Annotated in this window: 23 protein-coding genes; 9 read left to right on the top strand and 14 right to left on the bottom strand. The window is 71.9% G+C overall.

Annotated elements, in window-relative coordinates; genetic code table 11:
• Positions 1 to 9 precede the first annotated feature (9 nt).
• Together AB0E02_RS30640 and AB0E02_RS30635 are read left to right on the top strand one after the other, a co-directional pair.
• The gene (locus AB0E02_RS30640) at positions 10 to 654 is read left to right on the top strand and encodes an amino acid ABC transporter permease (protein WP_351532973.1); all 645 of its coding nucleotides are present in this window, start codon (positions 10 to 12) and stop codon (positions 652 to 654) included.
• On the top strand, positions 651 to 1,520 hold the full coding sequence (locus tag AB0E02_RS30635) for an amino acid ABC transporter permease (protein ID WP_362145161.1): 870 nt from the start codon (positions 651 to 653) through the stop codon (positions 1,518 to 1,520). The genes AB0E02_RS30640 and AB0E02_RS30635 overlap by 4 nt, the downstream gene beginning before the upstream one ends.
• A 93-nt stretch (positions 1,521 to 1,613) precedes the next feature.
• Here the strand turns inward: AB0E02_RS30635 and AB0E02_RS30630 are convergent, their stop codons facing one another.
• From AB0E02_RS30630 to AB0E02_RS30620, 3 genes are all read right to left on the bottom strand, one after another.
• Positions 1,614 to 2,090 carry a hypothetical protein gene (locus AB0E02_RS30630; RefSeq protein WP_362145158.1) on the bottom strand — a complete coding sequence of 159 codons (477 nt, stop codon included), beginning with the start codon at positions 2,088 to 2,090 and terminating at the stop codon, positions 1,614 to 1,616.
• Between the two features lie 54 nt (positions 2,091 to 2,144).
• Entirely contained in the window at positions 2,145 to 2,381 is a 237-nt protein-coding gene (locus tag AB0E02_RS30625) for a hypothetical protein (protein ID WP_362145156.1), read from the bottom strand.
• A gap of 703 nt (positions 2,382 to 3,084) precedes the next feature.
• Positions 3,085 to 4,689, bottom strand: a complete 1,605-nt coding sequence (locus tag AB0E02_RS30620) for an alpha/beta fold hydrolase (protein ID WP_362145153.1) — start codon at positions 4,687 to 4,689, stop codon at positions 3,085 to 3,087.
• A gap of 433 nt (positions 4,690 to 5,122) precedes the next feature.
• Here AB0E02_RS30620 and AB0E02_RS30615 point away from each other — a divergent pair, with 433 nt between their 5' ends.
• Positions 5,123 to 5,977, top strand: a complete 855-nt coding sequence (locus AB0E02_RS30615) for a class I SAM-dependent methyltransferase (RefSeq protein ID WP_362145150.1) — start codon at positions 5,123 to 5,125, stop codon at positions 5,975 to 5,977.
• A 585-nt stretch (positions 5,978 to 6,562) separates the two neighbouring features.
• Here AB0E02_RS30615 and AB0E02_RS30610 read toward each other — a convergent pair.
• Positions 6,563 to 7,423 carry an alpha/beta fold hydrolase gene (locus tag AB0E02_RS30610; RefSeq protein ID WP_362145147.1) on the bottom strand — a complete coding sequence of 287 codons (861 nt, stop codon included), beginning with the start codon at positions 7,421 to 7,423 and terminating at the stop codon, positions 6,563 to 6,565.
• 383 nt (positions 7,424 to 7,806) lie between these two features.
• On the opposite strand from AB0E02_RS30610, the gene AB0E02_RS30605 reads away from it, so the two are divergent.
• Entirely contained in the window at positions 7,807 to 9,144 is a 1,338-nt protein-coding gene (locus tag AB0E02_RS30605) for a PLP-dependent aminotransferase family protein (protein WP_362145144.1), read from the top strand.
• A 418-nt stretch (positions 9,145 to 9,562) separates the two neighbouring features.
• Here AB0E02_RS30605 and AB0E02_RS30600 read toward each other — a convergent pair whose 3' ends face one another.
• Both AB0E02_RS30600 and AB0E02_RS30595 read right to left on the bottom strand, forming a co-directional pair.
• Positions 9,563 to 9,862 carry a hypothetical protein gene (locus AB0E02_RS30600; protein WP_362145141.1) on the bottom strand — a complete coding sequence of 100 codons (300 nt, stop codon included), beginning with the start codon at positions 9,860 to 9,862 and terminating at the stop codon, positions 9,563 to 9,565.
• 314 nt (positions 9,863 to 10,176) lie between these two features.
• Positions 10,177 to 11,340 carry a glutathione S-transferase C-terminal domain-containing protein gene (locus tag AB0E02_RS30595; RefSeq protein WP_362145138.1) on the bottom strand — a complete coding sequence of 388 codons (1,164 nt, stop codon included), beginning with the start codon at positions 11,338 to 11,340 and terminating at the stop codon, positions 10,177 to 10,179.
• A 386-nt stretch (positions 11,341 to 11,726) separates the two neighbouring features.
• Here AB0E02_RS30595 and AB0E02_RS30590 point away from each other — a divergent pair, with 386 nt between their 5' ends.
• A complete protein-coding gene (locus AB0E02_RS30590) occupies positions 11,727 to 12,626 on the top strand; it encodes a hypothetical protein (RefSeq protein ID WP_362145135.1) in 900 nt (299 codons plus the stop codon).
• 204 nt (positions 12,627 to 12,830) lie between these two features.
• Here AB0E02_RS30590 and ligD read toward each other — a convergent pair whose 3' ends face one another.
• Both ligD and AB0E02_RS30580 read right to left on the bottom strand, forming a co-directional pair.
• A complete protein-coding gene (gene ligD, locus AB0E02_RS30585; RefSeq protein WP_362145132.1) occupies positions 12,831 to 13,802 on the bottom strand; it encodes a non-homologous end-joining DNA ligase in 972 nt (323 codons plus the stop codon).
• Between the two features lie 81 nt (positions 13,803 to 13,883).
• Positions 13,884 to 14,510 (bottom strand): class I SAM-dependent methyltransferase, encoded by a 627-nt coding sequence (locus tag AB0E02_RS30580; RefSeq protein WP_362145128.1) that lies wholly within the window; start codon positions 14,508 to 14,510, stop codon positions 13,884 to 13,886.
• A gap of 153 nt (positions 14,511 to 14,663) precedes the next feature.
• Between AB0E02_RS30580 and AB0E02_RS30575 the strand changes: the two genes are divergently transcribed.
• Positions 14,664 to 15,401, top strand: a complete 738-nt coding sequence (locus tag AB0E02_RS30575) for an SDR family oxidoreductase (protein WP_362145125.1) — start codon at positions 14,664 to 14,666, stop codon at positions 15,399 to 15,401.
• 274 nt (positions 15,402 to 15,675) lie between these two features.
• Here the strand turns inward: AB0E02_RS30575 and AB0E02_RS30570 are convergent, their stop codons facing one another.
• From AB0E02_RS30570 to AB0E02_RS30560, 3 genes are all read right to left on the bottom strand, one after another.
• Positions 15,676 to 16,491, bottom strand: coding sequence for a polysaccharide deacetylase family protein (locus AB0E02_RS30570; RefSeq protein WP_362145122.1), 816 nt, complete (start codon positions 16,489 to 16,491; stop codon positions 15,676 to 15,678).
• A 209-nt stretch (positions 16,492 to 16,700) separates the two neighbouring features.
• A complete protein-coding gene (locus AB0E02_RS30565; RefSeq protein WP_362145119.1) occupies positions 16,701 to 17,801 on the bottom strand; it encodes an ionic transporter y4hA in 1,101 nt (366 codons plus the stop codon).
• A gap of 73 nt (positions 17,802 to 17,874) precedes the next feature.
• Positions 17,875 to 18,618: a hypothetical protein gene (locus AB0E02_RS30560; protein WP_201805055.1), complete on the bottom strand. Its 744-nt coding sequence runs from the start codon at positions 18,616 to 18,618 to the stop codon at positions 17,875 to 17,877.
• 282 nt (positions 18,619 to 18,900) lie between these two features.
• Here AB0E02_RS30560 and AB0E02_RS30555 point away from each other — a divergent pair, with 282 nt between their 5' ends.
• Complete coding sequence (locus AB0E02_RS30555) at positions 18,901 to 20,397, top strand: amidase (RefSeq protein WP_362145116.1); 1,497 nt, start codon at positions 18,901 to 18,903, stop codon at positions 20,395 to 20,397.
• On the opposite strand, the gene AB0E02_RS30550 is transcribed toward AB0E02_RS30555, so the two are convergent.
• The 3 genes from AB0E02_RS30550 to AB0E02_RS30540 all read right to left on the bottom strand — a co-directional run bounded on the left by AB0E02_RS30550 (position 20,381) and on the right by AB0E02_RS30540 (position 22,944).
• Positions 20,381 to 20,935 (bottom strand): isochorismatase family protein, encoded by a 555-nt coding sequence (locus AB0E02_RS30550; RefSeq protein ID WP_362145113.1) that lies wholly within the window; start codon positions 20,933 to 20,935, stop codon positions 20,381 to 20,383. The two genes, AB0E02_RS30555 and AB0E02_RS30550, sit on opposite strands and share 17 nt — an antisense overlap.
• An 81-nt stretch (positions 20,936 to 21,016) precedes the next feature.
• Positions 21,017 to 22,516, bottom strand: coding sequence for an MFS transporter (locus tag AB0E02_RS30545; protein WP_362145110.1), 1,500 nt, complete (start codon positions 22,514 to 22,516; stop codon positions 21,017 to 21,019).
• Positions 22,513 to 22,944 (bottom strand): MarR family transcriptional regulator, encoded by a 432-nt coding sequence (locus tag AB0E02_RS30540; protein ID WP_362145108.1) that lies wholly within the window; start codon positions 22,942 to 22,944, stop codon positions 22,513 to 22,515. Before AB0E02_RS30540 ends, AB0E02_RS30545 begins: the two co-directional genes overlap by 4 nt.
• A gap of 180 nt (positions 22,945 to 23,124) precedes the next feature.
• Here AB0E02_RS30540 and AB0E02_RS30535 point away from each other — a divergent pair, with 180 nt between their 5' ends.
• Together AB0E02_RS30535 and AB0E02_RS30530 are read left to right on the top strand one after the other, a co-directional pair.
• Positions 23,125 to 23,967 carry a nitrilase-related carbon-nitrogen hydrolase gene (locus tag AB0E02_RS30535; protein ID WP_362145105.1) on the top strand — a complete coding sequence of 281 codons (843 nt, stop codon included), beginning with the start codon at positions 23,125 to 23,127 and terminating at the stop codon, positions 23,965 to 23,967.
• Positions 23,964 to 25,265 (top strand): aspartate aminotransferase family protein, encoded by a 1,302-nt coding sequence (locus tag AB0E02_RS30530; protein ID WP_362145102.1) that lies wholly within the window; start codon positions 23,964 to 23,966, stop codon positions 25,263 to 25,265. Before AB0E02_RS30535 ends, AB0E02_RS30530 begins: the two co-directional genes overlap by 4 nt.
• Positions 25,266 to 25,503: the final 238 nt, after the last annotated feature.

Raw genomic sequence — 25,503 nt, 5'->3', positions numbered from 1 at the left:
AACCGACCGATGAACGTTCTCCTCGACAACCTCTCCCTCTACGCGGAGGGGCTGCTCGGCACCGTCGAACTCACCGTCTACGCCTCCCTGTTGGCGCTCGCCCTCGGCTTCCTCATGGCGGCCTTCCGGGTCGCCCCGGTCCGCTCGCTGCGGGCCTTCGGCACCGCGTGGGTGACGGTGCTCCGCAACACCCCGCTGACCTTGCTGTTCTTCGCCGTGGTGCTGGGCCTGCCGCGGTTCGGCCTGGTGCTGCCCTTCAAGCTCTTCGCCATCCTGGCGCTCGGCTGCTACACCTCCGCCTTCATCTGCGAGGCGGTCCGCTCCGGCATCAACACGGTGCCGACCGGGCAGGGCGAGGCGGCGCGCAGCCTCGGCATGACCTTCCCGCAGACCCTCGGCATCGTCGTCCTGCCCCAGGCGTTCCGCTCCGTCATCCCGCCCATCGGGTCCACGCTGATCGCGCTCGCCAAGAACTCCGCGATCGCCGGCGCCTTCAGCGTCGTCGAACTCCTCGGTGTCTACAAGCCGCTCAACGAGCTGGGCTACAGCATCATCTGGACCTTCGTCTGGATCGCCGTCGGCTACCTGATCGTGACCCTTTCCATCAGCGCGATCTTCAACGTGCTGGAGAAGCACTACGGAGTCGCCCGATGACCGCCAACGCCCTCTACGACGTCCCCGGCCCCCGGGCCAGGACCCGCCACCGGGCCTACGGACTCGCCGGGACGGTCGTGATCCTCGCCCTGATCGGCTGGATCCTCTACCTCCTCTTCGTCACCGGCCAGTTCACCAGGGCGAAGTGGAGCCCCTTCACCTACGTCGGCATCCAGGAACTCCTGCTGACCGGACTGGCCAACACCCTGCGGGCCTTCGGCTTCGCCGCGGTGCTGTCGTTGGCCTTCGGCGCGGTGCTCGCCACCGGGCGGCTCTCCGTCCACCGGCCGATCCGCTGGCTGTGCACGCTGGTCGTGGAGTTCTTCCGCGCGATGCCGCTGCTCGTCATGATCTTCTTCATCTACGTGGCGCTCCAGGTGGCGCCGCTGCCCGCCCTGGTCGCCGGCCTGACGCTCTACAACGGCTCGGTCCTCGCCGAGGTCTTCCGCAGCGGCATCAACGCCGTCGAGCGCGGCCAGGGCGAGGCCGCCTACGCCCTCGGCATGCACAAGACGCAGGTCATGACGTACGTGCTGGTGCCGCAGGCGGTCCGGGCAATGCTGCCGGCGATCATCAGCCAGCTGGTCGTCGCGCTCAAGGACACCTCGCTGGGATTCCTCATCACCTACGAGGAGTTCCTGCACGCCGGCAAGCTCATCGCCTCCAACCTCGACTACGACCTGCCGTTCATCCCCGTCGTCATGATCATCGCGCCGATCTACATCGGGATGTGCATGCTGCTCTCCTGGTTCGCCAACTGGGTCTCCCGGCGCCAAATGCGCAACCCCAAGGTCGAGTCCGCCGAGGTGGCCGCCGCGGAACCGGGGAACCTCATGCCGGGCGACCATCACCGGCCGACGGCTTGAGGCGGGCGAACCGAGGCACCCGCGGTGAGTCAGGCGGGGGGCAGGGCCGTTGCTCCCAGGTCCGGGCACATCCACGCGCTCGTAGGGCCGCCGTCAACGGACGCGGCGCGCGAGCCAGGGGCTGAGCGTCCCGCTCATGATCAGCTCCTTGTACGTCTCATCACCGGGCAGCGGGACGATCAGCCACTGTCCCGGCGGGAGGAACCGCGTCTTGACGTGGGCCAGACCTCCGTACACGGACCGCAGGAACGCCGGCACCGCATCCCGCGGCACATCCGCGAACTCCACCCCGTCCACCGTGATCTTCGCATCGTCCTCGGGGAACAACTGGACGGTGACCGCCGGGTCCCCGCCCAGCTCCACGAATGCCTCGTGCGGCAGCGAGCCGTCCGGGTCCAGCACGGTGAACGCCCCGGCGGAGGTGCGCCGGGAGATCACGTCCGCACCGATGTCGTCCGTGACGGTCACTTCGAGCCGGTACTCCTCGGCGATCTCCCGTACGGCCGTGACGGCTGACTCGGTCGTGGGCAGATGCGGCCGCTGTTGCGGGCCCGAGGCGGAATTTCCCATACCGGCGATCATGCCACCGGCCGCTCCTGGGCCCGTACGCGTGGCCGCGCGGGACTACACCCGCCACACCCCGTCCCGCATCAGCTCCCGCTCCGCGAGCTCGTTCACCTCGCGCCAGACCAGGATCCGGCGCGGGCGGAAGACGAGGAACACCCAGGCCTCCCGGCCGCGCGGATCCCAGCCGAGCTTCTCGGCGAACGCCTTGCCCATGTCGTCGGGCAGCGCGTCGGAGGCGACCGTCTCGGCCGTGCTCTCCATGAGGACCACGTCCCGGGTGGGGCCCAGCGCCACCCAGCAGGAACCGTTGGCCCGGAGGTTGCGGGCCTCGGGTTGTTCTTCTTCGTGGCCATCACCAGCCGCTCGCCGTGCCAGACGAACGACAACGGCACGAGGTAGGGCGTGCCGTCGGCGGACGCCGAGGAGATCCAGGCGTCCTCGTCCGTCCTCAGTCGAGCGAGCGCATCGCGCTTCCGCTGCCCGGCATCGCGGGCCGGTGGGGTGGTGGCCATACGGTGAGGCTAGCGACCACCATCCCCTGCCGCCTCGGGCCCGCGCTGTACGCCCCGGGGCCTACGACCGGTCCGCGGGGCGCGAGGGTTGAGAACCATGGGCGAGAACCGGGGTCTGAGAACCGAGGTCTGAGAATCGCGGTCTGACAACGGGGGATTGAGAACCAGGGGTTGAGAACCAGGGATTCAGAACCAGGGGTTGAGGTGGGCGGTCAACCCGTGGGGCGATGACCTGGGCCGGCGTGCATGGAACCGTTGATGACACGAACAGCCCGTCACACGACATCCCTTCGGGAGGCCCCACCATGTCCGCGCTCACCGCCCTCACCCACCCCGCCCTAGCCCATTCCCCCAGTCCCCACTCCCTCCCTCCTCACTGTCTCGATCCCCGCTACCTCGATCCCTGCTCCCTCGGCATCCGCCGCCTTACCCTCCCCGGCTCTCACCAACGTGCCGACGAACCGGGGCCGGCGCCGCCGCGGCGCCTAGTCGCGCACCGGGACGGAGACGTACGACGGATCGTCCGCGGGAGAGGAGAACGTCAGCCGGGCGCCGGATGGATTGTGCTCGATGTACAGCGGATCGACGGTGTCCACGACCACCGCCAGCTTGTGCCCGGCCGGGACGTCGTAGGCGGTGGAGAAGAGCTCCAGGTCCACGCCGAAGGGCTGCCCGGGCGTCTTGCCGTGGAAGGTGTACGGCGCGTGGGTGACCAACTTGCCGACGCCGAGCGGGCCGACGTCGTAGAGGTACGCGATCGCGGTACCGCTCTCGGCGGTGCTGGTGAGGGTGGTGTGCAGCCGGGTGGTGCCGCGGACCCGCTGCCCGGTCTCGTAGCGCTCGGACTGCCAGACGGCGGCCAGCGAGCGCGGCAGCAGCGGGATCGAAGCCATCGGCGGCAACCGGAAGAACTGGTCCATGATGCTGGAGAGGAAGATCAGCCCGCCGTCGGCGCCGGAGTCCCAGTTGGTGTGGATCTTCGGGCTGCCGTCCAGGGCGATCCTCCGGTGCGCGGACGGCACGTCCTTCCAGCTCTTGTAGCCCTCGTAGGCGCCGGTGGAACGGGACTTGAGCAGCACCGGAGATTCCTTGTCGATCCCGTTGTCGGCGCCCTTGAGGTAGTGGTCGAACCACCGCTTGGTGTCGGTCCAGGTGTCGTTGGGCAGCCCGAACAACCCGAGGGCCTCGGCGGTCGCATGGTCGCCGGGCCGGAACTCCAGCCGCTTCGGCCCCTTGAGCTTGTCGAAGAAGTCGGCGTACTGGTTGGGCGGGAAAAGCGAATCGCCCCACGCATTGCCCAGCATGATCGCCGCGCCATTGGCATTGATCCGGTCGAGATAGGTGGCGGGGGAGCGCTTCTTCCCCCAGGCGATCAGATCCTTCTCCTTGGAGAGATTGGAGGACATGAAGTCCTTGAGGACGGTGCGGAGTTCGGCGCTCGGCCGCCCGGTCAGCTCACCAGCGCCGCCGAGCATCGCCGCCGCCTGCACATGCTGGGTCCGTCCGCTGTAGATCGAGTCGATCAGGTTGGCCCAGCCGCTGAGCGCCGCCACCACCTTGATCCGCTTGTCGAACGCAGCGGTCAGCAGACTGATCCCGGCCCCGTAGGAGACCCCACCCATACCGACCTTCTGCGGATCGGCGGGGGTGTTCGCCAGCGCCCAGTCGATGACCTTCGAGGCGTCGGCGATGTCCTCCGGCCCGGCGGTCTCGATCTGCCCGCCGGACTGCCAGAAGCCGCGCGAGTTGTATCCGACGACCACATATCCCGCATCGGCCAGCTTCTTGGCCTGTGCCATGTACTCGACCTGCGGCATCGCCCAGCTGGTGGGCAGCACGATGACCGGGTACCGCCGCGTCCCGTCCGCACCGGCCGGGGTGAAGACGTTGGCCTTGAGGGTGATCCCGCCCTCGCCCTTGATGTCGACGAACCGCACGGAGGCGGAGCCGGCGGACGCCGTGGCCACGGGGGCGGCGCCCGGCGTCGCCGCCTGGGCGGTGGCCGGTGCGCCGGTGAGCACGGTCGTGGCCAGCACTGCCGCCGAAACGGTGCCGATAGCGGCGCGCAGGGTCGTACGGGAGGGGGTCATCTTCTGCTCCAGATCTCGATGCGAGCCGGCCGCACGCTGTCTGGGGACAGGAGGGGCATACGCCCGGCCCGAGGTGACTGGAGAGTAAAGTCCGACCCTTACCGAAGGTAACCCATCGGTAGGTTACGGGTGGGTAACAGCCTTGGGTCGGGGGTGAGTCGGGGGTGAGTCGGGGGCGAAGCGGGGTTGAGTCGGGGCTGAGTTGGGGTGGGTCTGGGCGGGGTACGCCTGACTCCGGCGGAGGGGAGGCGAGTTGGGGTGAGCCTGGGGGCGGCCGGGGCCGATTCTGGCCGTCCTGTCCTGTCCTGGCGCGGCCGAGTTGGGTGAGTGGGGGAGTTGTGGTGGGTGGAGGAACGGCTGGGTGGGTGGGGTGGGGGCGGGGGGCAAGGAAGGGGCGACAGTTGGTTGGCGGCGAGTTGGGGGAGGAGCGGTTGTGAAGGCGGCTGAGGTGGGTGGGGCGGCGCGGGTGCGGACGCCGTTCGATGTGAGTGAGCGGCGGGCCTGGGCGGGGAGCGTGGCCGCCTACGAGGCAGGGTTCGGCAGGCTGTGCGCGTATCCGGTGCCCGCGTTGCTCGATGCTGCTGGGGTACGGCAGGGCATGTGGGTGCTCGACGTGGGAACGGGCCCGGGGTTGGTCGCTGCGGCGGCGGGTGCGCGGGGTGCGCAGGTGGTGGCGGTGGATGCCGAACCCGGGATGGCTAAGCGGGCCGCTCAGGGTGTTCCGGATGCTTCCGTATACATTGCCGCGCTGCCTCAACTGCCCTTTATGCGCGATCAGTTCGATGCGGTGGTGGGTAACTTCGTGCTCAATCATGTGGGGCGGCCGCGGGTGGCGCTTGCGGAGCTGCGTCGGGTGACCCGCCCGGGCGGCCGGATCGCGCTCACGGTCTGGGCCGTGCCCCCGGCGTCCGGGCAGGCGCTGCTCGGGCGAGCCGCGGCGGCGGCCGGAGTGCCCCGGCCGGCCGATGTGCCCGCGCTCGCGCCGGAAGACGACTTCCCGCGTACGGAGGAGGGGCTCGCGGCGCTGCTGACCGAAGCTGGGCTGACCGAGGCGGGGTGCCGTTCGCTGGCCTGGGAACACCACACGACGGCGGAGGAGTGGTGGCAGGGACCGGCGGCGGGGGTGGCCACGATTGGGCGGGTCGTTACCAGTCAGGGGGTGGAGGGGGTCGAGCGCGTTCGGCGACACTTCGCCCTGTTGGCCGAGGAGTTCACGGACGGGGATGGTGGCCTGGTGCTGCCGCACCGGGCGTTGCTGGCGTATGGGCGGGTGCGCCAGGCGGCGTGAGGTTCCCATCCGGCGCACGGCCGGCATGCTCGTAACGGGGCCCTGAGTGCGGCGTGGCGCTCAGAGGCGAGCAGGCAACGGCACGTAGACAAGGCGAGCAGATAAAGGCCGGCGTCGGTGGGGCGCACCACCTGACGCGGCTTGGGTGCGACCGGGTGACCGTGCCTATGGGGTTGAACCTCCGTTCTGGAAAGGCGACTTCGGAGCGGCTCGCGCTGAGGCTCGCCGTCTCGTCCTGGCCTTCCGGGAGGCTGGAGCGAGGCGGCGGCTCAGTGGCGGGTTCGCCCTCAGCCCATACGAGCGGCCCGGGCGGTGGCTGGTCTGTGGGTCGGCGAGGTCAGCTGGGCCACGCACGCCGACGGTGTCGGCTGGCAGGTGACGCAGTAGGTGGTCCAGTAGCTGCTGGGGAGCGGCGCCTCTGCGGTCGTGGGCCCGGAACGGTTCGTGCCGGGGCGATTCGACGACTGGGACGGTCCTAAGGTGCACGGGCCCGCTCCCCCCGACCGCGGCATCTACGACGCACACTGCCGCAAGCCGCAAGTGCGGGATGCGCGGAGATGCGGAAGGGGCGGAGGGGTGGACGTCCTAGCTGCTGGTGGGGGTGGGAAGGGTGGTCAGGAAGGCGGAGAGGGCGGCGTTGAAGTCGTCCTCCCGTTCCAGGTTCGGCATATGGGCTGCCTCGGGGATGATTGCCAAGGTGCTGTCCGGGATGCGCTGGTGCAGGTCGCGGGCGTCGCTCACGGGTGTGTAGGCGTCCTCCGTGCCGACGACCACCAATGCTGGTACGGACATCCGCGTGAGCAGTTCCCGGTAGTCGGGGCGCTCGGCGCGGCCGCGCAGGGCGGCCGCCGCGCCCTCGGGCGGGGTGCCGGTCATCATGCCCAGGACGTGTGCGGCGACCTCCGGCCGGGATTCGATGGTGCTCGGTGCAATCATCTTGTCGAGCACCTCCTGCGCGTAGCCGGCCATCCCCTCGCGCAGCAGGCGCTCGGCCATCGCCCGGCGGCCTGCCTTGCCCTCGTCGGTCTCGGGCGCCGCGAAGGTGTCGGCGAGCACCACACCGCGAATCCGCTCGGGGAAGAGGCGGTAGCACTCCATGACGATCTGGCCGCCCATGGAAAGCCCACCCAGTACGCAGCGCTCGATGCCCAGGTGGTCGAGCAGTCCGGCGATGTCGCGGGCGAAGGTGTCCAGCGGGGTAATGCCCGGAACGACCGAACTCTCGCCGTAGCCCCGCAGGTCAGGGGCGATCACCCGTCGGCCGGCCCGGCTGAAGTGGGCGATCTGCGGACGCCACATGGAGCGGTCGAAGGGGTGCCCGTGGATGAGCACCAGCGGCTCGCTGCCGCTCTCGTTCCGGTGGCCCTCGTCCCGAGCGCCCGCATCCTCGTAGCCGCCCGCATCCTCGTAGCCGACGGTGATTTCGCCTATGACGACCGATCCCATGGTGGAACATCCCCTCCGTGTTCAATGTGACGCGCTCGATGCTATGAGGCGCAATTTCTCGGCGCAATAGGAAAAATGTGCTCGGTGCAATGTAGGCTGGGTGTGCCTGCTGGGTGTGCCTGCTGGGTGTGCCTGCTGGGTGTGCCTGCTGGGTGTGCCTGCTGGGTGTGCCTGCTGGGTGTGCCGTGCTGTGTGGGCCGTGCCGGACCGTGCTGTGTGGTCTGCGATGTGTCGATGTGTCGATGTTGCGATGTTGTCCTGGCAGGGCGGGGTTGGTGGCGAGGCGAGGGTGGGAGGGGCGCGCCGGGGGCCGGGAAGTGGCACCGAACCCCGGGGCCAGGGGGAACGGAAGACGGGAAGACCGGGAGCGGGGAAAGGTGAGGATGGACGACTATCGAGTGCTGGCCGATGGATTGGCGGCGGACATTGCGGCGGGGCGGCTGCGGCCGGGGGAACGGTTGCCGCCGTTGCGGCGGTTCGCCCGGGATCGGCGGATCGCCAGTTCCACCGCGGCCCGGGTGTACCGCGAACTGGGCCGGCGCGGCCTGACCGTGGGGGAGGTCGGCCGCGGCACCTACGTCCGTAGCGCCGCACCGCGCGCCGAAGCCGCCCTGGCCGAGCCGGCGGAGGCCCGGATCGACCTGGAGCTCAACTTCCCCGTCCTGCCCGAGCATCCCGCGCTGCTCGCCAAGAGCCTCGAACGCCTGGTGCGCCCCGACGCCCTGGCCGCCGCGCTCCGCCCGGTGGGCCCGGCCGGTACGGACGCGGCGCGGCAGGCCGCCGCCGCTCATCTCGTTCGGGCCGACTGGGCCCCGGATCCCGGCCAGTTGCTCTTCGCAGGCAACGGGCGGCAGGCGGTGGCCGCCGCGATCGCCGCGCTGGTGCCGGCCGGCGAACGGCTGGGCGTCGAAGCGCTCACGTATCCCGTGGTCAAGGGCATCGCGGCCCGGCTGGGCGTCACCCTCGTCCCGCTCGCCATGGACGAGCACGGTCTGACACCCGAAGCGGTCCGGGACGCCGCCCCGCTGCGCGCCGTCTACCTCCAGCCGGCGCTGCACAACCCGCTCGGCATCACGATGCCCGACCTACGGCGACGCGAACTGGTCGAAGTTGCCCGGGAGTTGGATCTGCGGATCGTTGAGGATGCGATCTACGGGTTTCTGCGCCCCGACCTTCCGCCGCTGGCCGCCCTGGCGCCCGAGCGCATCGTGGTGATCGACAGCCTGTCCAAGCGGCTGGCGCCCGGCCTGTCCCTCGGTTTCCTCACGGCGCCCGAGGGCCTCACCCGCGAACTCGCGGCCGCCCTCCGCTCGGGGGCCTGGTCCGCGTCCCGCTTTGCGCTGGAGGCAGCCACCGGCTGGATGGTTGACGGCACGGCGGCGGCTCTGGAGGAGGCAAAGCGCGCCGATGCGGCCGAGCGTCAGGGGATCGTCGCCGAGCGGCTGGAAGGCTTCCGCATCCGGGCGGATCCGCAGGCGTACCACTGCTGGTGGGACCTGCCGGAGCCATGGCGGGCCGACACCTTCGTCGCGGCTGCCGCGCGTCGCGGGATCGCCGTCACCCCGGCCGGAGCGTTCGCCGTCGGCACGGGGCACGCCCCCAACGCCGTACGCCTGGCGCTCGCCTCGCCGTCGCTCGACGCCCTGGCCGAGGCGCTCGACGTCTTGGCGGGGTTGGCCCGGGGCGTACCGGAGGACAGCGGTCCGGCGGAGTGGGAGTGAGCGGGCGGTCGGGGCGGCCGGGACGGTCAGGAGGGGTGGGAGAGGCGGGAGGGGTGGGAGAGGCGGGAGGGGGACGGCCCGGCGGTGGGACGGCCCGGCGGTGGGACAGCCGGGGCGAACATGCCAGCAGGGCCAGCAGGGCCAGCAGGGCCAGCAGGGCCAGCAGGGCCAGCAGGGCCAGCAGGGCCAGCAGGGCGAGCCGGGCCAGCCAGGGCGGGTGGGGTAGCTGCTGCGGTCGGAACGGTCGCCGGGTGACGCCCGACCTCTCGGGGCAGGTGCCACCCCGACCCCTCGGCGCAAGTGCCGCCCCGCACCGTCAGCTCAGGTGTCGCCCGCCCCGCTACCTCAGGTGTCGCCTGCCCCCTCAGCTCAGGTGTCGCCGACCCTTCCGCTCAGGTGTCGTTCATCGCCCCTCTGCTCACGTACCGCTCATCATGTCCCCGAGGCCCGTGCGGAGATCGTCGGCGTTCATCACCGGCTGGAGCGAGACCTTCGCGTTCAGGTCCATGAAGAACGATTCGAGCACCGGCGGCATCTGGGAGGACTGCTGCATGTCGAAATAGAAGAAGCAGGTGCGCTCGCCGTCTTCGAGGGTGAAGTACGCCGCCTCCGGCTGCAGGGCGGCGTGCGCCGCATCCATGATCTTCAACAGGGTGCCGTTCCTGAGTACCGCGTTGCCCGCGTCGGTCGGTATCCGGGCCTTCAGGACCATCCTCATCGGACTCACTCCTCGGCTGACTGTGGAGTCCCGTCTGTCCCTGTGTCTCTGCTTGAGCAGCTCTGCCTGAGCATCTCTGCCTGGGTGGGTATCTCTGCTCTCTGCCTGATGTCTCTGATCGATGTCGCTGTTTGACCCTGGCGGTCCGCTTGGACCTGTCCGTCCTCTTCTGCCTTGTCTGCCTCGTCCGCCCCGCCTGTCACTGAATCTTGGTTCGGGTCCTGTTTGTTTCAGCGTCTCACGGCACTGCGCGGCACGGCGCGGCGGCCGGGGCGGGGGCGCGCGACGGTCGGGCCGGGCGGCAGACCACGTGGTCAGTGCAGTGGCTCGGGGCGGCCGGTGGGCGGCACTTCCTCGGCCGGTGGCACCGGGCCCGGCGGCGTGCCGTCGCCGAACGGCCGGCCGCCCAACTCCTCGCGGTGGTGCGGGGTCAGCCAGCCGGACAGGTCGGGCCCGACGGGGACCAGGCCGGCCGGGTTGATGCCCGTGTGGACCCGGTAGTAGTGCTGCTTGATGTGGTGGAAGTCGACGGTGTCGCCGAAGCCCGGGGTCTGGAAGAGGTCCTTGGCGTACGCCCACAGCACCGGGTCCTCGGCCAGCTTGAACCCGTTGCACTTGAAGTGGCCGTGGTAGACGGCATCGAAGCGGACCAGTGTGGTGAACAGCCGGATGTCGGCCTCGGTGATCGTGTCGCCCACGAGGTAGCGGCGGTCCGAAAGCCGCTCGGACAGCAGGTCCAGGCGCCGGAAGAGATCGTGGAAGGCGGACTCGTACTCGCTCTGCCCGGTGGCGAATCCGGCCCGGTACACCCCGTTGTTGACGTCGCGGTAGACGCCCGCCATGACCACGTCGATCTCCTCGCGCAACGGTTCCGGATACAGGTCGGGCGCGCCGGGCCGGTGGAGCGCCGTCCATTCCGTGGCGAAGTCCAGGGTGATCTGCTGGAAGTCGTTGGTGACCAGCCGGCCGCTCGGGATGTCCACGACGGCGGGCACGCTGACCCCGCCGGGGTAGTCCTTCTCGCGGGCGTCGTACGCCTCGCTGAGGTAGCGGATGCCCAGCACGGGGTCGCGGCCGTCCGGGTCCAGGGTGAAGCGCCAGCTGCGGTCGTCCTGGATGGGGTCGGCGATGGCGAGCGAGAGCGCGTCCTCCAGCCCGAGCAGCCGACGGGAGACCACGGCGCGGCTCGCCCACGGGCAGGCGCGGCTGACCACCAGGCGGTAGCGACCGGCCTCGACCGGCCACCCGTCGCGGCCGTCCGCCGTGACGCGGTCGGCGAAGTGGCTCTTGGAACGCTTGAAGGGCTTGCTGCCGTACGCGGCATTGCCGTCACTCTTGCCGGTGCCGGTGCCGGTGCCGGTGCCGGTGCCGGTGCCAGTACCGTTCCCACTTCCGTTGCTGTTGCCCTTGCCGTTCCCGCTTCCGTTGCTGTTGCCGTTGCTGCTCGCGTGGTCACTTCCCTTGCCGTTGCCGGGCATCGTCGGCTCCTTCCGTCTGCGGTGGCGCGGACCCCCAGGCGATTGCGTGCCCCTCGTGTTCTCCATCGTGTGCCCTCCGGCCCCGGACCTCATGGCGAGGACCCTGGCCGTGGGCCTTATGGCATGCCATGCGCTTTACGGAGAGCCGCGTGACTTACGGCAGGTCGGGCGGCTAACGGCGGGACATGCGCCTCACAGCAGGGCGGGCGGCTAACGGCAGGACGTGTGCCTTATAGCAGGCCGCGCCCCCTACGGCAGACAGATCGTGCGTCTTATGGCAGCTCGGGTGTCTTGCGGTGGAATTCCTCCGGAATGCGGGATGGAATGTAAGAGAGGTGTCCTACGGGACCTGTTCAGCACGCCGGAGCACTGCCTACCATCGCCCGATGATCAAGAAAGCGTTCAGCGTCGCCCTGGTGGGTGCCGCATTCCTGGCACCGTCCGCGACCGCCGGCGCGGCGCAGGGCTGGCAGCGCGTCGGGGACGGCATCACGGCCGGTCTCAGCGGCATCGTGGTCGACGGCCGGCACGGCGACACGGTCGACACCCTCGCCGTCCGCGACAACAAGAAGCCCGGTGAGAACCGTCTGGTAGCGGTCGCCTACCGCCCCGGCGCCGCACCCCGGGTGACCCCCGTGACCTGGCGCGGCGCCCTGCCCGTCGACCTGGAGGCGATCGATGCCGTACCGGGCCGGGCCCATGAGTACGTGGCCCTGGCGAGCGACGGAACGGCGTACCGCATCCGCCGCGAGAACACCACCGTCCGGGTACTGCGCACGTTCCGGCTGCCCGGTGTTTCGCCGGACGGGAACTACGAAGGATTCGCGCTGGCCGCCGTCGGACACGGGAAAATAGCCGCGGTCTGGGCGGACCGGGGAAGTAGTGATCGCCCCGGAAAGCTCACCGCGGCGGAATGGAACCCGGCCACCAATGCATTCGGCTCCCGGGATTCCGCGAAATTCCAGGCACCGTATCCGAAGAAGGACGTCCGGCAGATCTCCGATGTGAAGCTCTCCGCCGATGGTGCGCTCACCGTGTCGTCCACCTCGGACCCGGGTGATGACGGGCCGTTCGACTCCGCGCTCTACGCCGCCGGGCACCTCTCCGTAGGCAAGCACGGCGCCGTCCGGCTGAAGGTGTCCGACGCACCGAAGCGGCTCGCCACCTTCTCCGGGCACAAGATTGAGGCGCTGGCCTGTCTGCCGAAGTCCCACATGGGCGTCCTCGGCTCGGACGACGAGAACGCCGGCGGCTCGATCACCGAGGCGACCTTCTGCCACCCGTGACGAGTTCCTGCCACCCGCGACGAGCTCCTGCCACCCGTGACGAGCTCCTTCCACCGTGACGATTTCCTTCCACCCCTGACAAGTTCCTTCCGCCACGCGGGCTCCGTTTGCCGCCCGTAACGGCACCATGGGGCAGCCGTCCCTGCCCCTTACTCTTCCCACCCCCACCTCCCCCCTCCATCGCTCCACGCCCTCTGCCCCACCTCACCCCAAGTGCGTCAAGTCCGGCCGCAGTCGGTGCCAGATCGGGTGGCGTAGCCGGCCGGCCGAGGTCCAGCCGCTGAAGGCGATCTCGGCGACGAGCCGGGGCTCGGCCCAGTGGGCGCCCGACGCGTCCACCGGGTTAACGAACGGGGAGCGGTCGAGCGGGATCACCCCCAGGTACCGCGCCAGTTCGTGGCGCTCCCGGTCGGACAGCCCCGAGCCGACCGAACCGACGTACCGCAGTCCGGACGGTTCCGCCACCCCCGCGAGTACCGACCCGGGCAGTCCGGCCAGCGTGCCGTGGCCCTCCAGCCAGCCGCCGATGACCACGTCGAGGGTCTCCAGATGCTTGGTCTTGCGCCACTCGGGTGACCGGACCCCGGGCAGGTATGCCGAGGTGAGTCGCTTGGCCACCACGCCTTCGAGGCCGCCCTGCAGCGAGGCCTCCCAGGCCTGCTGACCGTGGCCCTCCACGAAGCCGGGCACCGACCAGTTGGGGCCGCGCAGTCCCAGCCCGGCCAGTGCGGTGCGGCGCTCGAAGTACGGCGCGCCCAGCAGCGACCCCTCCAGATACATGAGGTCGAAGAGGACCAGGTGGACCGGGTGCTCCATGGCCAGCCGGGCGGTGCGGCGCGGATTGATCACGCCCATCCGGCGCTGCAGCAGCCCGAAGTCCGGCCGGCCGCGCGCATCGAGGACCACGACCTCACCGTCGAGCACCGCAATCCGGCCCCGCAGCTGCTCCCCGAGCGGCGCCAGCTCCGGGTAGGTCGTCGTGGCGTCGTTGCCCGCCCGGGTGACCAGTCGGATCGTGCCGTCGCCCGGGGTGTTGATGATGCACCGCGCGCCGTCCCATTTGGCCTCGAACGCCCAGGCCGCCTCCTCGTGCGGGGCGGGCAGCGGCCCGACCGAGGCCAGCATCGGCTCGATCACGGGGTACGGGGCCGGGCCGCGCCCGGTGGTGGGGGCCATGGTTCGATCATCGGCCGCCGGGCGGGGGTTCGCAGATCGACGCCGGGCGGGCTGAGCGGGGCCCGGCGGCCGCCGGTCGGATCAGCTGTCGGGCCGGCGGAAGACCAGCAGATAGCGCCAGAAGAGCAGCCGTCGGATGCGGGCCCCGGGGAGCAGCTCCGCGGCCTGCTGACGGATGCGGGGGAGCGGCACGGTCGGTGGGGCGGTCGGCGCCCGTACCGGATCCGCGGCACCGGACGGCCGGAGCGCCTCCGCCGCGCCCACGGCGAGCCGGGCGGCGGCGTTGACCGGAGCGGCGGCCAGGCTCCAGGCGTAGTCGGCCGGCGACCGCTCCGGATAGCAGCCGAGGACGGCCAGCACACCGCCGGGCGCGAGCGCCGCCCGCAGGGTGCTCACCGTCTCGAAGGGCATGTGGTGCAGGCTGGCGAGGCAGGAGATGAAGTCGTAGTGGCCGGGCGGGAGTTGGAGCCGGGCGGCGTCCGCCTGCTGGTAGCGCACCGGCGGTCCGCCGGGCGTTCGCGTGGTCGCGGCGCGGGCCCGGGCGAGCGTCTCGGCCGACGGGTCGACCGCATGGACGTCGATGCCCCGCGCGGCCAGCCGCCGCGCGAACCGCCCGGTGCCGCACCCCACGTCGAGGGCCGTACGGCAGTGCGGGGGCAGCTGCCGGAGCAGCAGGCGGTGGTAGTGGTCGTTGTGATCGAACGGCATGGGGTGACTGTATGGGTGTCCCGGGGCGCGGGTGCTGCCCCGAGGCGGGGACGACCCTGGCCACTGCCGGCATCCGCGTCGTTCCCTAAGATCGTTTGCGGTAGGCCGAGAGGCGCGGGCCGAGCGGGCGACGGAAGCGACGGAGGGGTGTCGATGAGCCGGGGAGTGCTGGTCACGGGGGCCTCGCGGGGGATCGGGCGGGCGGTTGCCGAGCGGTTCGCCGCGGGCGGGGACCGGGTCGCGCTGCATTACGCGTCCCGGCGGGAGGCGGCCGAGGAGGCCTTCGCCGGGCTCGCGGGGAGCGGGCATGTGCTGGTGCACGGGGACGTGAGCACGCCGGAGGGGGCCGAGGCGGTGGTCGTGGCCGCCGTGGAGGGGCTGGGCGGCGTCGACGTCCTGGTCAACAACGCCGCGGCGAACGAGGCGCATCCGCTGGACCGCACCTCGTTCGAGGACTGGCAGCGGGCCTGGCGGCGGATCGTGGACGTCAATCTGCTCGGCGCGGCGCATCTGAGCTACTGCGCGGCGCGGAACATGATCGAGCGCGAGGTGGAGGGCCGGATCGTCAACATCGGTTCGCGCGGCGCGTACCGCGGCGAGCCGGACCATCCGGCGTACGGCGCGACGAAGGCGGCGCTGCATGCGATGGGCCAGTCGCTGGCGGTGCACCTCGCGCCGTACGGGATCGCGGTGGCGTCGGTGGCGCCGGGGTTCGTGACCACCGAGCGGGTCGCGGACCGGCTGACGGAGGAGGTGCGGCAGCAGAGCCCGTTCGGACGGGTGGCCGCGCCGCTGGACGTGGCGTCGGCCGTCCACTACCTCGCCTCACCGGAGGCGGTCTGGTCCTCGGGGGCCGTACTGGACGTGAACGGCGCCTCGCACCTGAGGTGAGCCCGGGAAGCTCAGGACCCCGGGAGGCACAAGACCCCGGGAAGCCCGGGAAAGGGGAAGCCCCGGCCGAACGGGGGAATTCGGCCGGGGCAGCTTGGGGGAGGGCGCTCGGCGCCGCTTCCAATTGAACGATAAACCATAGGGGTGAGCAATGCGCTGGGGAGTGACCGTTCTCACCCCTTGGTACCCGTTTGTGATTGTTCGGTGACGAGGTCGATGCCGGCCGCTGCTCGCCGCCCCCACCGGCTGCGGTCCGCGCCTGCGTCCGCGCGGCTCACGGTTCGATGCGGGCCGGCCGGTAGCCGTCGTCCATCAGACGCGGCAGATACCGGTCCAGTGCATCGACGGTCTGGCCGCGCTCGCCGCCGCCGTCGTGCGAGAGCACGATCGCGCCCGGGCGCATCTCCTCCATGACCGCGTCGACGATGCTGCCCACCCCCGGGGTCGTCCAGTCCCGCGAGTCGATCGCCCAGCCGACCGGCGACATGCCCAGCTCGTTGCAGATGCTCAGCGACGGATCGTCCCACGCGCCGTACGGGGCCCGGGCCAGGCTCGGGGCGGTGCCCAGGACGTCGTCGATCAGCCTGCTGGTGCGGCCGAGTTCGCTGCGCACCGCGCCCGGCGGCAGCTGGGTGAGCTGCGGATGGGTCCAGGTGTGGTTGCCGACGGCGTGGCCGTCGTCGGCGATGTCCTGCAGCAGCTCCGGGAAGGCGCCGGCGTTCTCCCCGATGACGAAGAAGGTCGCCCGGGCGCCGTTGCGGCGCAGGATCCGCAGGATCTCCGGGGTGTAGTGGGGGTGCGGGCCGTCGTCGAAGGTCAGGAAGACCTCCCGGCGGTCGGTGCCCAGCGTGTAGGCGACATCCGGGTGCGGCGGGGACGCCCCCGGCCCGGAGCGCGACGTCTCGCCGGCCATGGGGCGGAGCCGGTACGCCTCCGAGGTGCTCGCCGGGTCGGGGCGGCGGGCGGCGTCGTGGGGCGGCGGCCGGCGCCGGTCCGGCCGGCCCCCGGCCGCCCCCGGCGTGCCGTCCGCGGGCGGGAAGAAGAAACGGCCGGCGGAGAGCGCGCCCACCGCGAGCGCGGCCTGCAGCAACCTCCGCCTCGTATTGGTGTGATCGTCCGATGGCATCCTCCAGGTGCTCTCACGCGGGTTTCCACGCGGGCGGGAGCGACACCGGGGGCGGCGGGTTCCGTACCCGATCGGCCGGCCGGGGCGGGGCGTTCGTCCCACGGGCCCACGGGCGCGGGGCTGCTTGCCCAGGGGCTCCGCGGGAACCTGGAAGCAGGGGCGCCCGGACCGTTCTACGGGCTGACCGCCAGCACGATGTACGCGGCCAGCAGGGTGAGGTGGACGCCGCCCTGCAGCGGGGTGGCCCGGCCCGGGATGACCGTCAGGGTGCCCACGATCACGGTCAGCGCTAGCAGCACCATGTGGCTGGCGCCCAGGCCCAGGACCAGCGGCACCGGCAGCCAGACCGTGGCCAGTGCGACCACGGGGATGGTCAGGCCGATGCTGGCCATCGCCGAGCCGAGACCGAGGTTCAGACTCGTCTGCACCCGGTCGCGGTGGGCCGCGCGGACCGCCGCGATGGTCTCCGGCAGCAGCACCAGCAGCGCGATGACGATGCCCACGACCGACGAGGGCAGACCGGCCGCGGCCACCCCGGACTCGATGGCCGGCGAGACGCCCTTGGCCAGCCCGACCACCGCGATCAGCGCCAGCGCCAGCAGGCCCAGACTGACCAGCGCGGCCCGCGCGGTCGGCGGGTCGGCGTGGTCCTCGGTGTCGATCACCTCGCCGGACGGGGTCACCGGCAGGAAGTAGTCCCGGTGCCGGACCGTCTGGGTGGCCACGAACAACCCGTAGAGGACCAGCGCGGCCAGCGCCGCGAAGACCAGCTGCGGGGTGGAGAACCGCGGGCCCGGCGTGGTCGTGGTGAACGTCGGCAGCACCAGGCTCAGCCCGGCCACCGTCGCGACCGTCGCCAGCGCGGCCCCGGTCCCCTCGGCGTTGAAGACCGCCACCCTGCGCCGGAGCGAACCGACCAGCAGGCACAGCCCGACGATCCCGTTGCAGGTGATCATCACCGCCGCGAAGACCGTGTCCCGGGCCAGCGCGGCGCTCTTCTCCCCACCGTCCACCATCAACGTGACGATCAGCGCCACCTCGATGACGGTCACCGCGACCGCCAGCACCAGCGACCCGAACGGCTCGCCCACCCGGTGCGCGATCACCTCCGCATGGTGCACCGCGGAGAGCACCGCCGCGGCCAGGAAGTACGACACCAGACCGACCAGCGGGGACGGCAGCGACCGCCCCCACGTCAGGCCGAGCAGCACCACCGCCAGCACCGGCACCACCGTCGACCAGTGCAGGAAGGGCGAACGGAGAAGTGCGATCATGCCGACGAGCTTCGCAGACCGGCCGGACGATTCCCGGCAAAGCACCGCGCTCCGGCCGACCGCCGCACCCTGCTCAGACCGCCGCCCGATGCCCCTTCGGCTCCGCCGGCGCGGTCGCGGCCTTGGTGACGTCCGCGACCAGCTCGACCACGTCCGGCCCGTACGCCTGCGAGTTGACCACCTTCAGCAGCAGGCAGAACTGACCGTCGGCACCGTGCCGGCGCGCCAGCCGGGCCCGGTTGCGGACGAGATGGCGCACCGCGGCCCGGTGCGTGACCGGACGCTGCCCGGCCGCCAGGAACACCGGACGGCCGCCCTCACCCGCCGTCAGCCGGGCCAGCAGCACGTACTCCACCACCCCCGGCTCCACCCGGTACGCCGTACCGCCGATGGTGAAGGTGCCCCGGCCGGCCCCGGACTCGTCGCCCGGATGCACCGCGACCCCCGGCAGCAGACTGGCCACATGGGCCGCCAGCCGGCGGTGCGCGGTGGGATCGCCGACGCAGAACTCGGTGCGCGCCCCGAACCCCTGGAGCCCGGTGTCGTGCGGCGCCACCTCCGGGTGCGCACCGCAGTTCTCGATCACCGCGGCCAGCCCCAGCAGCGCCAGCGCGTCATGGCGCGGGATGGACCAGTGCGGCGAGGAGCTGTCGCGGTGCGTGACCAGTACGCACTCCGAACCGCCCGGCAGCCCGAAGAAGCTCTGTTCGCGGGCCAGCTTCCGGCGGGCCGCGGCCGTTTGGCCGGCCCAGCCCGCCACCAGCCCCACGACGAGGGCCGCGGCCGCCACGGTCAGGAGCAGCAGGGTGTCATCCATGGCCGGGGAGCGTAGCGGCTGCCCGGCTGTGCGTTCGAGGGCGGGGCGCCGGACGGCCGCGGAAACGGCCTCGCCGCCCCGCCGCCGGCCCGTCGCGCGCCGCCGCCCGCGATGTCCGCCGGATGTCCGGAACATCACGTCACCGCGGTCCCGCGGCCGTTGTGTGCCGTCCGTGTGTCGTCGATGTACCGTCCCGCGCGGCGTCGTTGATGGGCGCGGCGACGCCGATTAGCCTCCTGGGACCGTTCGTTCGAATGAGCGGTCCCAGGGAGGGCACGCAGCGTGAGCGTTGACGAGAGCCAGGACAGTGCGACCGGAGCCACGGCCCGGCACACCGGGGCCGCGGCCGGGGAACTGGAGGGACTCGCCGAGCAGTCCCGGGCGCTGGCCGACGGCAGCGTGACCTCCACCGCGCTGGTCCGGCGCTCGCTGGAGCGCATCGAGGCCACCCAGGGCACCGTCAACGCCTTCCGGCGGGTACGCGCCGAGGCGGCGCTCACGGAGGCCGCCGAGGCCGACCGCAGACTCGCCGCCGGCGAGCGGCTGCCGCTGCTCGGCGTGCCGGTCGCCGTCAAGGACGACACCGACGTGGCGGGCGAGCCCACCGCCTTCGGCTGCGCCGGTGAATTCCCGCCCAAGGAACGCGACTCGGAGGTGGTCCGGCGGCTGCGCGCGGCCGGCGCGGTCATCGTCGGCAAGACCAACGCCTGCGAACTGGGGCAGTGGCCGTTCACCGAGGGGCCGGCCTTCGGCAACACCTGCAACCCCTGGAACCTCGCGCACACCCCGGGCGGTTCCTCCGGCGGCTCGGCCGCCGCGGTCGCCGCCGGCCTGGTGGCGGCCGCCCTCGGCACCGACGGCGCCGGCTCGGTACGGATCCCCGCCGCCTGGTCCCACCTCGTCGGCATCAAACCCCAGCGCGGCCGCATCTCCACCTGGCCGGACCCCGAGGCGTTCCAGGGGATCACCGGCATCGGCCCGCTCGCCCGCACGGTCGAGGACGCGGCGCTGCTGCTGGACGTGGCCGCCGGCAACCACGCCGGCGACCTGCACCGCCCGCCCGCCATCGCGGCCCACGAAGCGGTCCGCCGCGACCCGGGCCGGCTGCGGATCGCGCTGTCCTGGAAGGCGGCCACCACCTTCACCCGCAAGCCGCTGCATCCCGACGTCCGGGCGGCGGTCACCGACGTGGCCCGCGCCCTGGCCCGGCTCGGCCACTTCGTCGAGGAGGCCGACCCGGACTACGGGCTGGTGGGCCTGGCCTTCGTCCCGCGGGCCACGGTCGGGGTGGGGGAGTGGGCCGCCCGGGTCCCCGACCGCTCCCTGCTGGACCGCCGCACGCGCGGGTCGGCGCGGCTGGGCCGGCTGCTGAGCGGCCCCGTACTGCGCCGCGCCCGGGCCGCCGAGCGACGCCAACAGCAGCGCATCGGCGCCCTGTTCGGCCCCTACGACGTGCTGCTGACACCCACCACGGCCACCCCGCCGCCACGCATCGGCACCCTCGCCAAGATGAGCGGCTGGCGCACGGATCAGGCCATGATCGCGGCCTGCCCGTACGCCTGGCCGTGGAACGTCCTCGGCTGGCCGGGCGTGAGCGTCCCGGCCGGGTTCAGCGCGGACGGCCTGCCGCTGGGCGCCCAGCTCCTCGGCCCGGCCCACGGCGAGCCGCGCCTGATCTCGCTGGCCGCCCAGCTCGAAGCCGAACTGCGCTGGTACGAGCACCGGCCGCCGGACCGCACGGGCCGGATCGACGGCGCGGTGATCAGCCGAGGAGCGTGAGGACCGCCTCGGTGGTGCCGGTCTCGCCCAGCCGCGGGAAGACCTTCTCCAGACTGTTGCGGTGCGCCGCCTCGTCCAGGTCCGCCATGGCGTCGGTGACGAGGGTGACGTGGTAGCCGTGCTCGTGCGCGGCGCGGGCGGTGGACTCCACGCCGATGCTGGTGGCGATGCCGGCCAGCACGATCTGGGTCACCCCGCCCGCGCGCAGCTCCCGGTCCAGCCCGGTGCCGTGGAAGGCGCCCCACCGCTGCTTGCTGACGGTGAGGTCGCCGGGCTGCCGGTCGAGCTCGGGCACCAGCTCCGCCCAGTCGGCCGGCGGCGTGCCGCCACCTGAGGGGAACTCCGTACGGCCGGGCGCGCCGCCGGTGACGTTCACCAGGACGACCGGCAGGTCCCGGGCGCGGAACGCGGCGGCCAGCCGGGCGGCCCGCCCGACGACATCGGCGGCCGGCACCGGCACGGTGGGCAGCCCGGTGATCCCCTTCTGCAGGTCGATCAGCACCAGGGCGGTCTTCGGGTCGAGAGTGGTGACGGGCATGACGCTCCTTGTGTGGGGAGGGGTTGAGGACATCGATGAGGTTGATGTGGCGCCGGTGAGGCGCGTGACCGGTGGCCGGATTCAGCCGCCGGCCGGGGAGGCGTCGCGGCGCAGCGTCCGGTCGGCGACGGTCAGAACGATCAGCAACAGACCCAGGACCACGCCGATCAGCGCGATCCGGTGCAGCCCGGGATCCGCGGCCCGCTGCCCGTAGAGCAACCCGATCAGACCGGCGGCGGTGAGCGCGCCGAGGTACTGGGCGGTGCGCTGCAACCCGGCCGCCGCGCCCACGCCGTCGGCCGGGGCCTGGGCGTAGACCGCCGCCTGATTGCCGGTCGAGGCCAGACCCTGCGGGATGCCGAACAGCGCCCCCGCGCACAGCAGCACCGGCAGCGGGCTTCTCCCGTGGAGCAGCAGGAAGACCGCACTGCCGGCGGTGAGACAGCCCGCGGCGACGGTCAGCGGCGCGCGGATGCCCTTCGTCCGGGCACCCACGACCGCGCAGACCGCGGCCGCGCCGGACATCGGCAGCAGGACCAGCCCGGCGTGGAAGGACGAGTAGCCGTGCGCCTCCTCCAGCCACTGGCTGAAGCCGTAGAGCACGCAGTAGACGACCAGGTACGTCAGGCCCTGCCGCAGATACGTCAGCACCAGCGCGCGGTTGCGGGCCAGCATCCGCAGATCGATGAACGGCTCCGGATGGCGCAGCTGCCACCACACCAGGACGGCGCCCAGCACTGCGGTCGGCGCCAGCAGCAGCCACTGCGGGTCCTGCAGCCGCAACAGGAAGAACATCGCGCAGGTCAGCGCGGCGGCGAACAGTCCGATGCCCAGCGGGTCGAGCGAACCGGCGCCTGGCCCGGCGCTCCCCACGGCGGCGCTCCGATTGCCGTGGTCGTCCCGTGCACCGCCCCGTGCACCACCCCGCCGGCCGTCCGCCGGCAGCCAGGCCAGCGCGCCCGCCCCGGCCAGCAGCGCCAGCGGGACGTTGACCGCGAACACCGCGCGCCAGCCCGCCGTGGCGACCAGCAGCCCGCCGAGCGTGGGCCCGACCGCCGCACTGCCCAGCGCGGCCAGCGACAGCCGGCCCAGGACGTACCGGGGCGTGGGCCGGCCCAGCCGGCGGGACTCGGCGCGCAGCAGGGCCATCGCGGCGGGATAGGCCGCCGCGGTACCGATGCCGAGCACGGCCCGGGAGACGACCAGCAGGGTGAAGCCGGTCGCCAGCGCCCCGATGAGCCCCGCCGCGCAGACGGCCATCGTCCCGCCGAGGAAGACCCGGCGCGGGCCGATCCGGTCGGCCAGCCGCCCCATACAGGGCTGGCCGACCGCGCTGGAGAGATAGAGCGCGGAGACCAGCCAGGCGGTGTCCGCGGCACCGACGTGGAAGTCCTGGCCGATGGCCACCAACGACGTGGCGATCATCGTCGAATTGACGGGGTTGAGCAGCGAGCCGAGCAGCAGCGGCGTCATCAGCCGGGCGCCGAAGGCCCGGTCGTCGGGGCGCGCGGGCCCGGCGGAGCGGTCCGGCGCGGCCGCCGAGCGGGCGCCGGCCCCTTCCCCGGCGGTGGAGTCGCTCATTCCTGCGTCAGCCGGCGTATCAGCCCGGTCGCCTCGGTCAGGGTCTGCTGTTCCTCGGGGGTCAGCCGGTCGGCGATGGCCACGGCGAGCCAGTTGTGCTTGGCCCGGCGCACCGCGTCGATCAGCCGGCGGCCCTCCTCGGTGAGCGAGAAGACCACCTGGCGGCCGTCCGTCGGATGCGGGCTGCGGGCGAGGATCCCCCGCTCCTCCAGCGCTCCGACGGTCAGCCGCATCGACTGCGGCCGGACCAGCTCGGCGCGGGCCAGCGCCGCGATCGTGGCCGGACCGTCGGTCTCGATCCGGGAGAGCACCGCGCGCTGGGACGGGGTGAACTCGCCGTCCGACGACGCGATCCGCAGATGTCGCATCAGCTGGGAGAGAGTCGCCCGCAGATCCGTCGCGAGCCGTTCCTGTTCCTTGTCCGGCATGCCTCCACCGTAAGAGATCGACAGGCAAACTTGCAAGATTGCCTGTTGAAATCGACGATCCGCCGCGGACGCGCCACGCTGGAGATGGTCTTGCCAGCGCCCATGGCGGGGCCTACGGTCACCTCCACACGCGTAGATCCCGCGTGGGCTGCAGGCTGACTTAGGACAAGGGAGCAGCTCATGGCCGATGTTGTGCGTGCCGCACTGGTCCAGGCGACCTGGACCGGCGACACCGAATCGATGATCGCGAAGCACGAGGAACACGCCAGGGCGGCGGCCGCGCAGGGCGCGAAGGTGATCGGCTTCCAGGAAGTCTTCAACGCGCCGTACTTCTGCCAGGTCCAGGAACCGGAGCACTACCGCTGGGCCGAGCCGGTACCCGACGGCCCGACCGTACGGCGCATGCAAGAACTCGCCCGCGAAACCGGCATGGTCATCGTCGTCCCGGTCTTCGAGGTCGAACAGTCCGGCTTCTACTACAACACCGCGGCCGTCATCGACGCCGACGGCACGTTCCTGGGCAGCTACCGCAAGCACCACATCCCCCAGGTCAAGGGCTTCTGGGAGAAGTACTACTTCAAACCGGGCAACGCCGGCTGGCCGGTCTTCGACACCGCCGTCGGCAAGGTCGGGGTCTACATCTGCTACGACCGCCACTTCCCGGAAGGCTGGCGGCAGTTGGGCCTCAACGGCGCCCAGCTGGTCTACAACCCCTCCGCCACCTCCCGCGGCCTGTCCGCCTACCTGTGGAAGCTGGAGCAGCCCGCCGCGGCCGTCGCCAACGAGTACTTCGTCGCGGCGATCAACCGGGTCGGCGTCGAGGAGTACGGCGACAACGACTTCTACGGCACCAGCTACTTCGTCGACCCCCGCGGCCGGTTCGTCGGCGAGGTCGCCAGCGACTCCAAGGAGGAACTGGTCGTCCGCGACCTGGACTTCGCCCTGATCGACGAGGTCCGCCAGCAGTGGGCGTTCTACCGCGACCGCCGCCCCGACGCGTACGACGGGCTGGTGCAGCCGTGACCCATCACCCCCATGACGCGGCTGACCTGCACGCCCGCCACCGGTCCGTGCTGCCCTCCTGGCTCAGCCTCTACTACGAGCGGCCCCTTGAGCTCACCCACGGCGAGGGCCGGTACGTCTGGGACGCCGAGGGCAACCGCTACCTCGACTTCTTCGGCGGCATCCTCACCACCATGACGGCCCATGCGCTGCCCGAGGTCACCAAGGCCGTCAGCGAGCAGGCCGGCCGCATCATCCACACCTCGACGCTCTACCTCTCCCGGCCCATGATCGAGCTGGCGGAGCGGATCGCGGCGCTCTCCGGCATCCCCGACGCCCGGGTCTTCTTCACCACCTCGGGAACCGAGGCCAACGACGCCGCCCTCCTGCTGGCCACCAACCACCGCCGCTCCAACCAGGTCCTGGCGATGCGCAACAGCTACCACGGCCGGTCCTTCTCGACCGTCGGCGTCACCGGGAACACCAGCTGGTCACCGACCAGCCTCTCGCCCCTCCAGACGCTCTACGTCCACGGCGGGGTGCGCAGCCGCGGCCCGTACGCCGGCCTGGACGACCGGGCGTACATCGCGGCCTGCGTCGCCGACCTGGAGGACATGCTCCAGCAGACGGCCGGCGGCGTCGCCGCGCTGATCGCCGAACCGGTCCAGGGCGTCGGCGGCTTCACCCTGCCGCCGGACGGCCTCTACGCCGCCTTCCGCGAGGTCCTGGACCGGCACGGCATCCTCTGGATCAGCGACGAGGTGCAGACCGGCTGGGGCCGCACCGGCGACCACTTCTGGGGCTGGCAGGCCCACGCGGACAACGGCCCGCCGGACCTGCTCACGTTCGCCAAGGGCATCGGCAACGGCATGTCCATCGGCGGAGTGGTGGCCCGCGCCGAGGTGATGAACGCGCTGCCCGCCAACTCCATCTCCACCTTCGGCGGCAGCCCCGTCACGATGGCCGCCGGCCTGGCCAACCTCACCTACCTCCTCGAACACGACCTCCAGGGCAACGCCCGACGGGTCGGCGGCCTGCTCATCGAGCGCCTACGGGCGGTCGCGGCCGGCCTCGACGTGGTACGCGAGGTACGAGGCCGGGGCCTCATGATCGGCATCGAGCTGGTCCGCCCCGGCACGGACATCCCGTCCCCGGAAGCCGCCACCCAGGTCCTGGAGGCCGCCCGCGAGCGCGGCCTCCTCATCGGCAAGGGCGGCCAGGGCGGCGCGGCGCTCCGGATCGCCCCGCCGATGTCTTTGACGGTGGCCGAGGCCGAGGAAGGAGCGGAAGCCCTCGCGGCGGCGCTGCGGGCTGTTTGATTCCCACGTACCTGGCTGTCCCGCCGTCGGGGTTGCTCACCGTTGCGCTTTGCGGCGCCTCCCACGTACCCGTCTTGCCCGCCGCGGGGCTTGGTCGCCGTAGCGCTTTGCGGCGCCCCGCACGTAGTTGGCCGTCCCGCCACGGGGCGTCTCGCCGTTGCGCCTGCGGCGGGCGGGTGGTGTTTCGGGTGCGGTGACGGGCCTCCGGGGCCGGTTGTGTGGACTGCTGACGCTTTAC

Origin of the sequence: Streptomyces sp. NPDC048196 (genome assembly GCF_040652715.1) — a bacterium.
Lineage (GTDB): Bacteria > Actinomycetota > Actinomycetes > Streptomycetales > Streptomycetaceae > Streptomyces > Streptomyces siderophoricus.
This window is presented reverse-complemented; position numbering and strand designations above follow the sequence as displayed.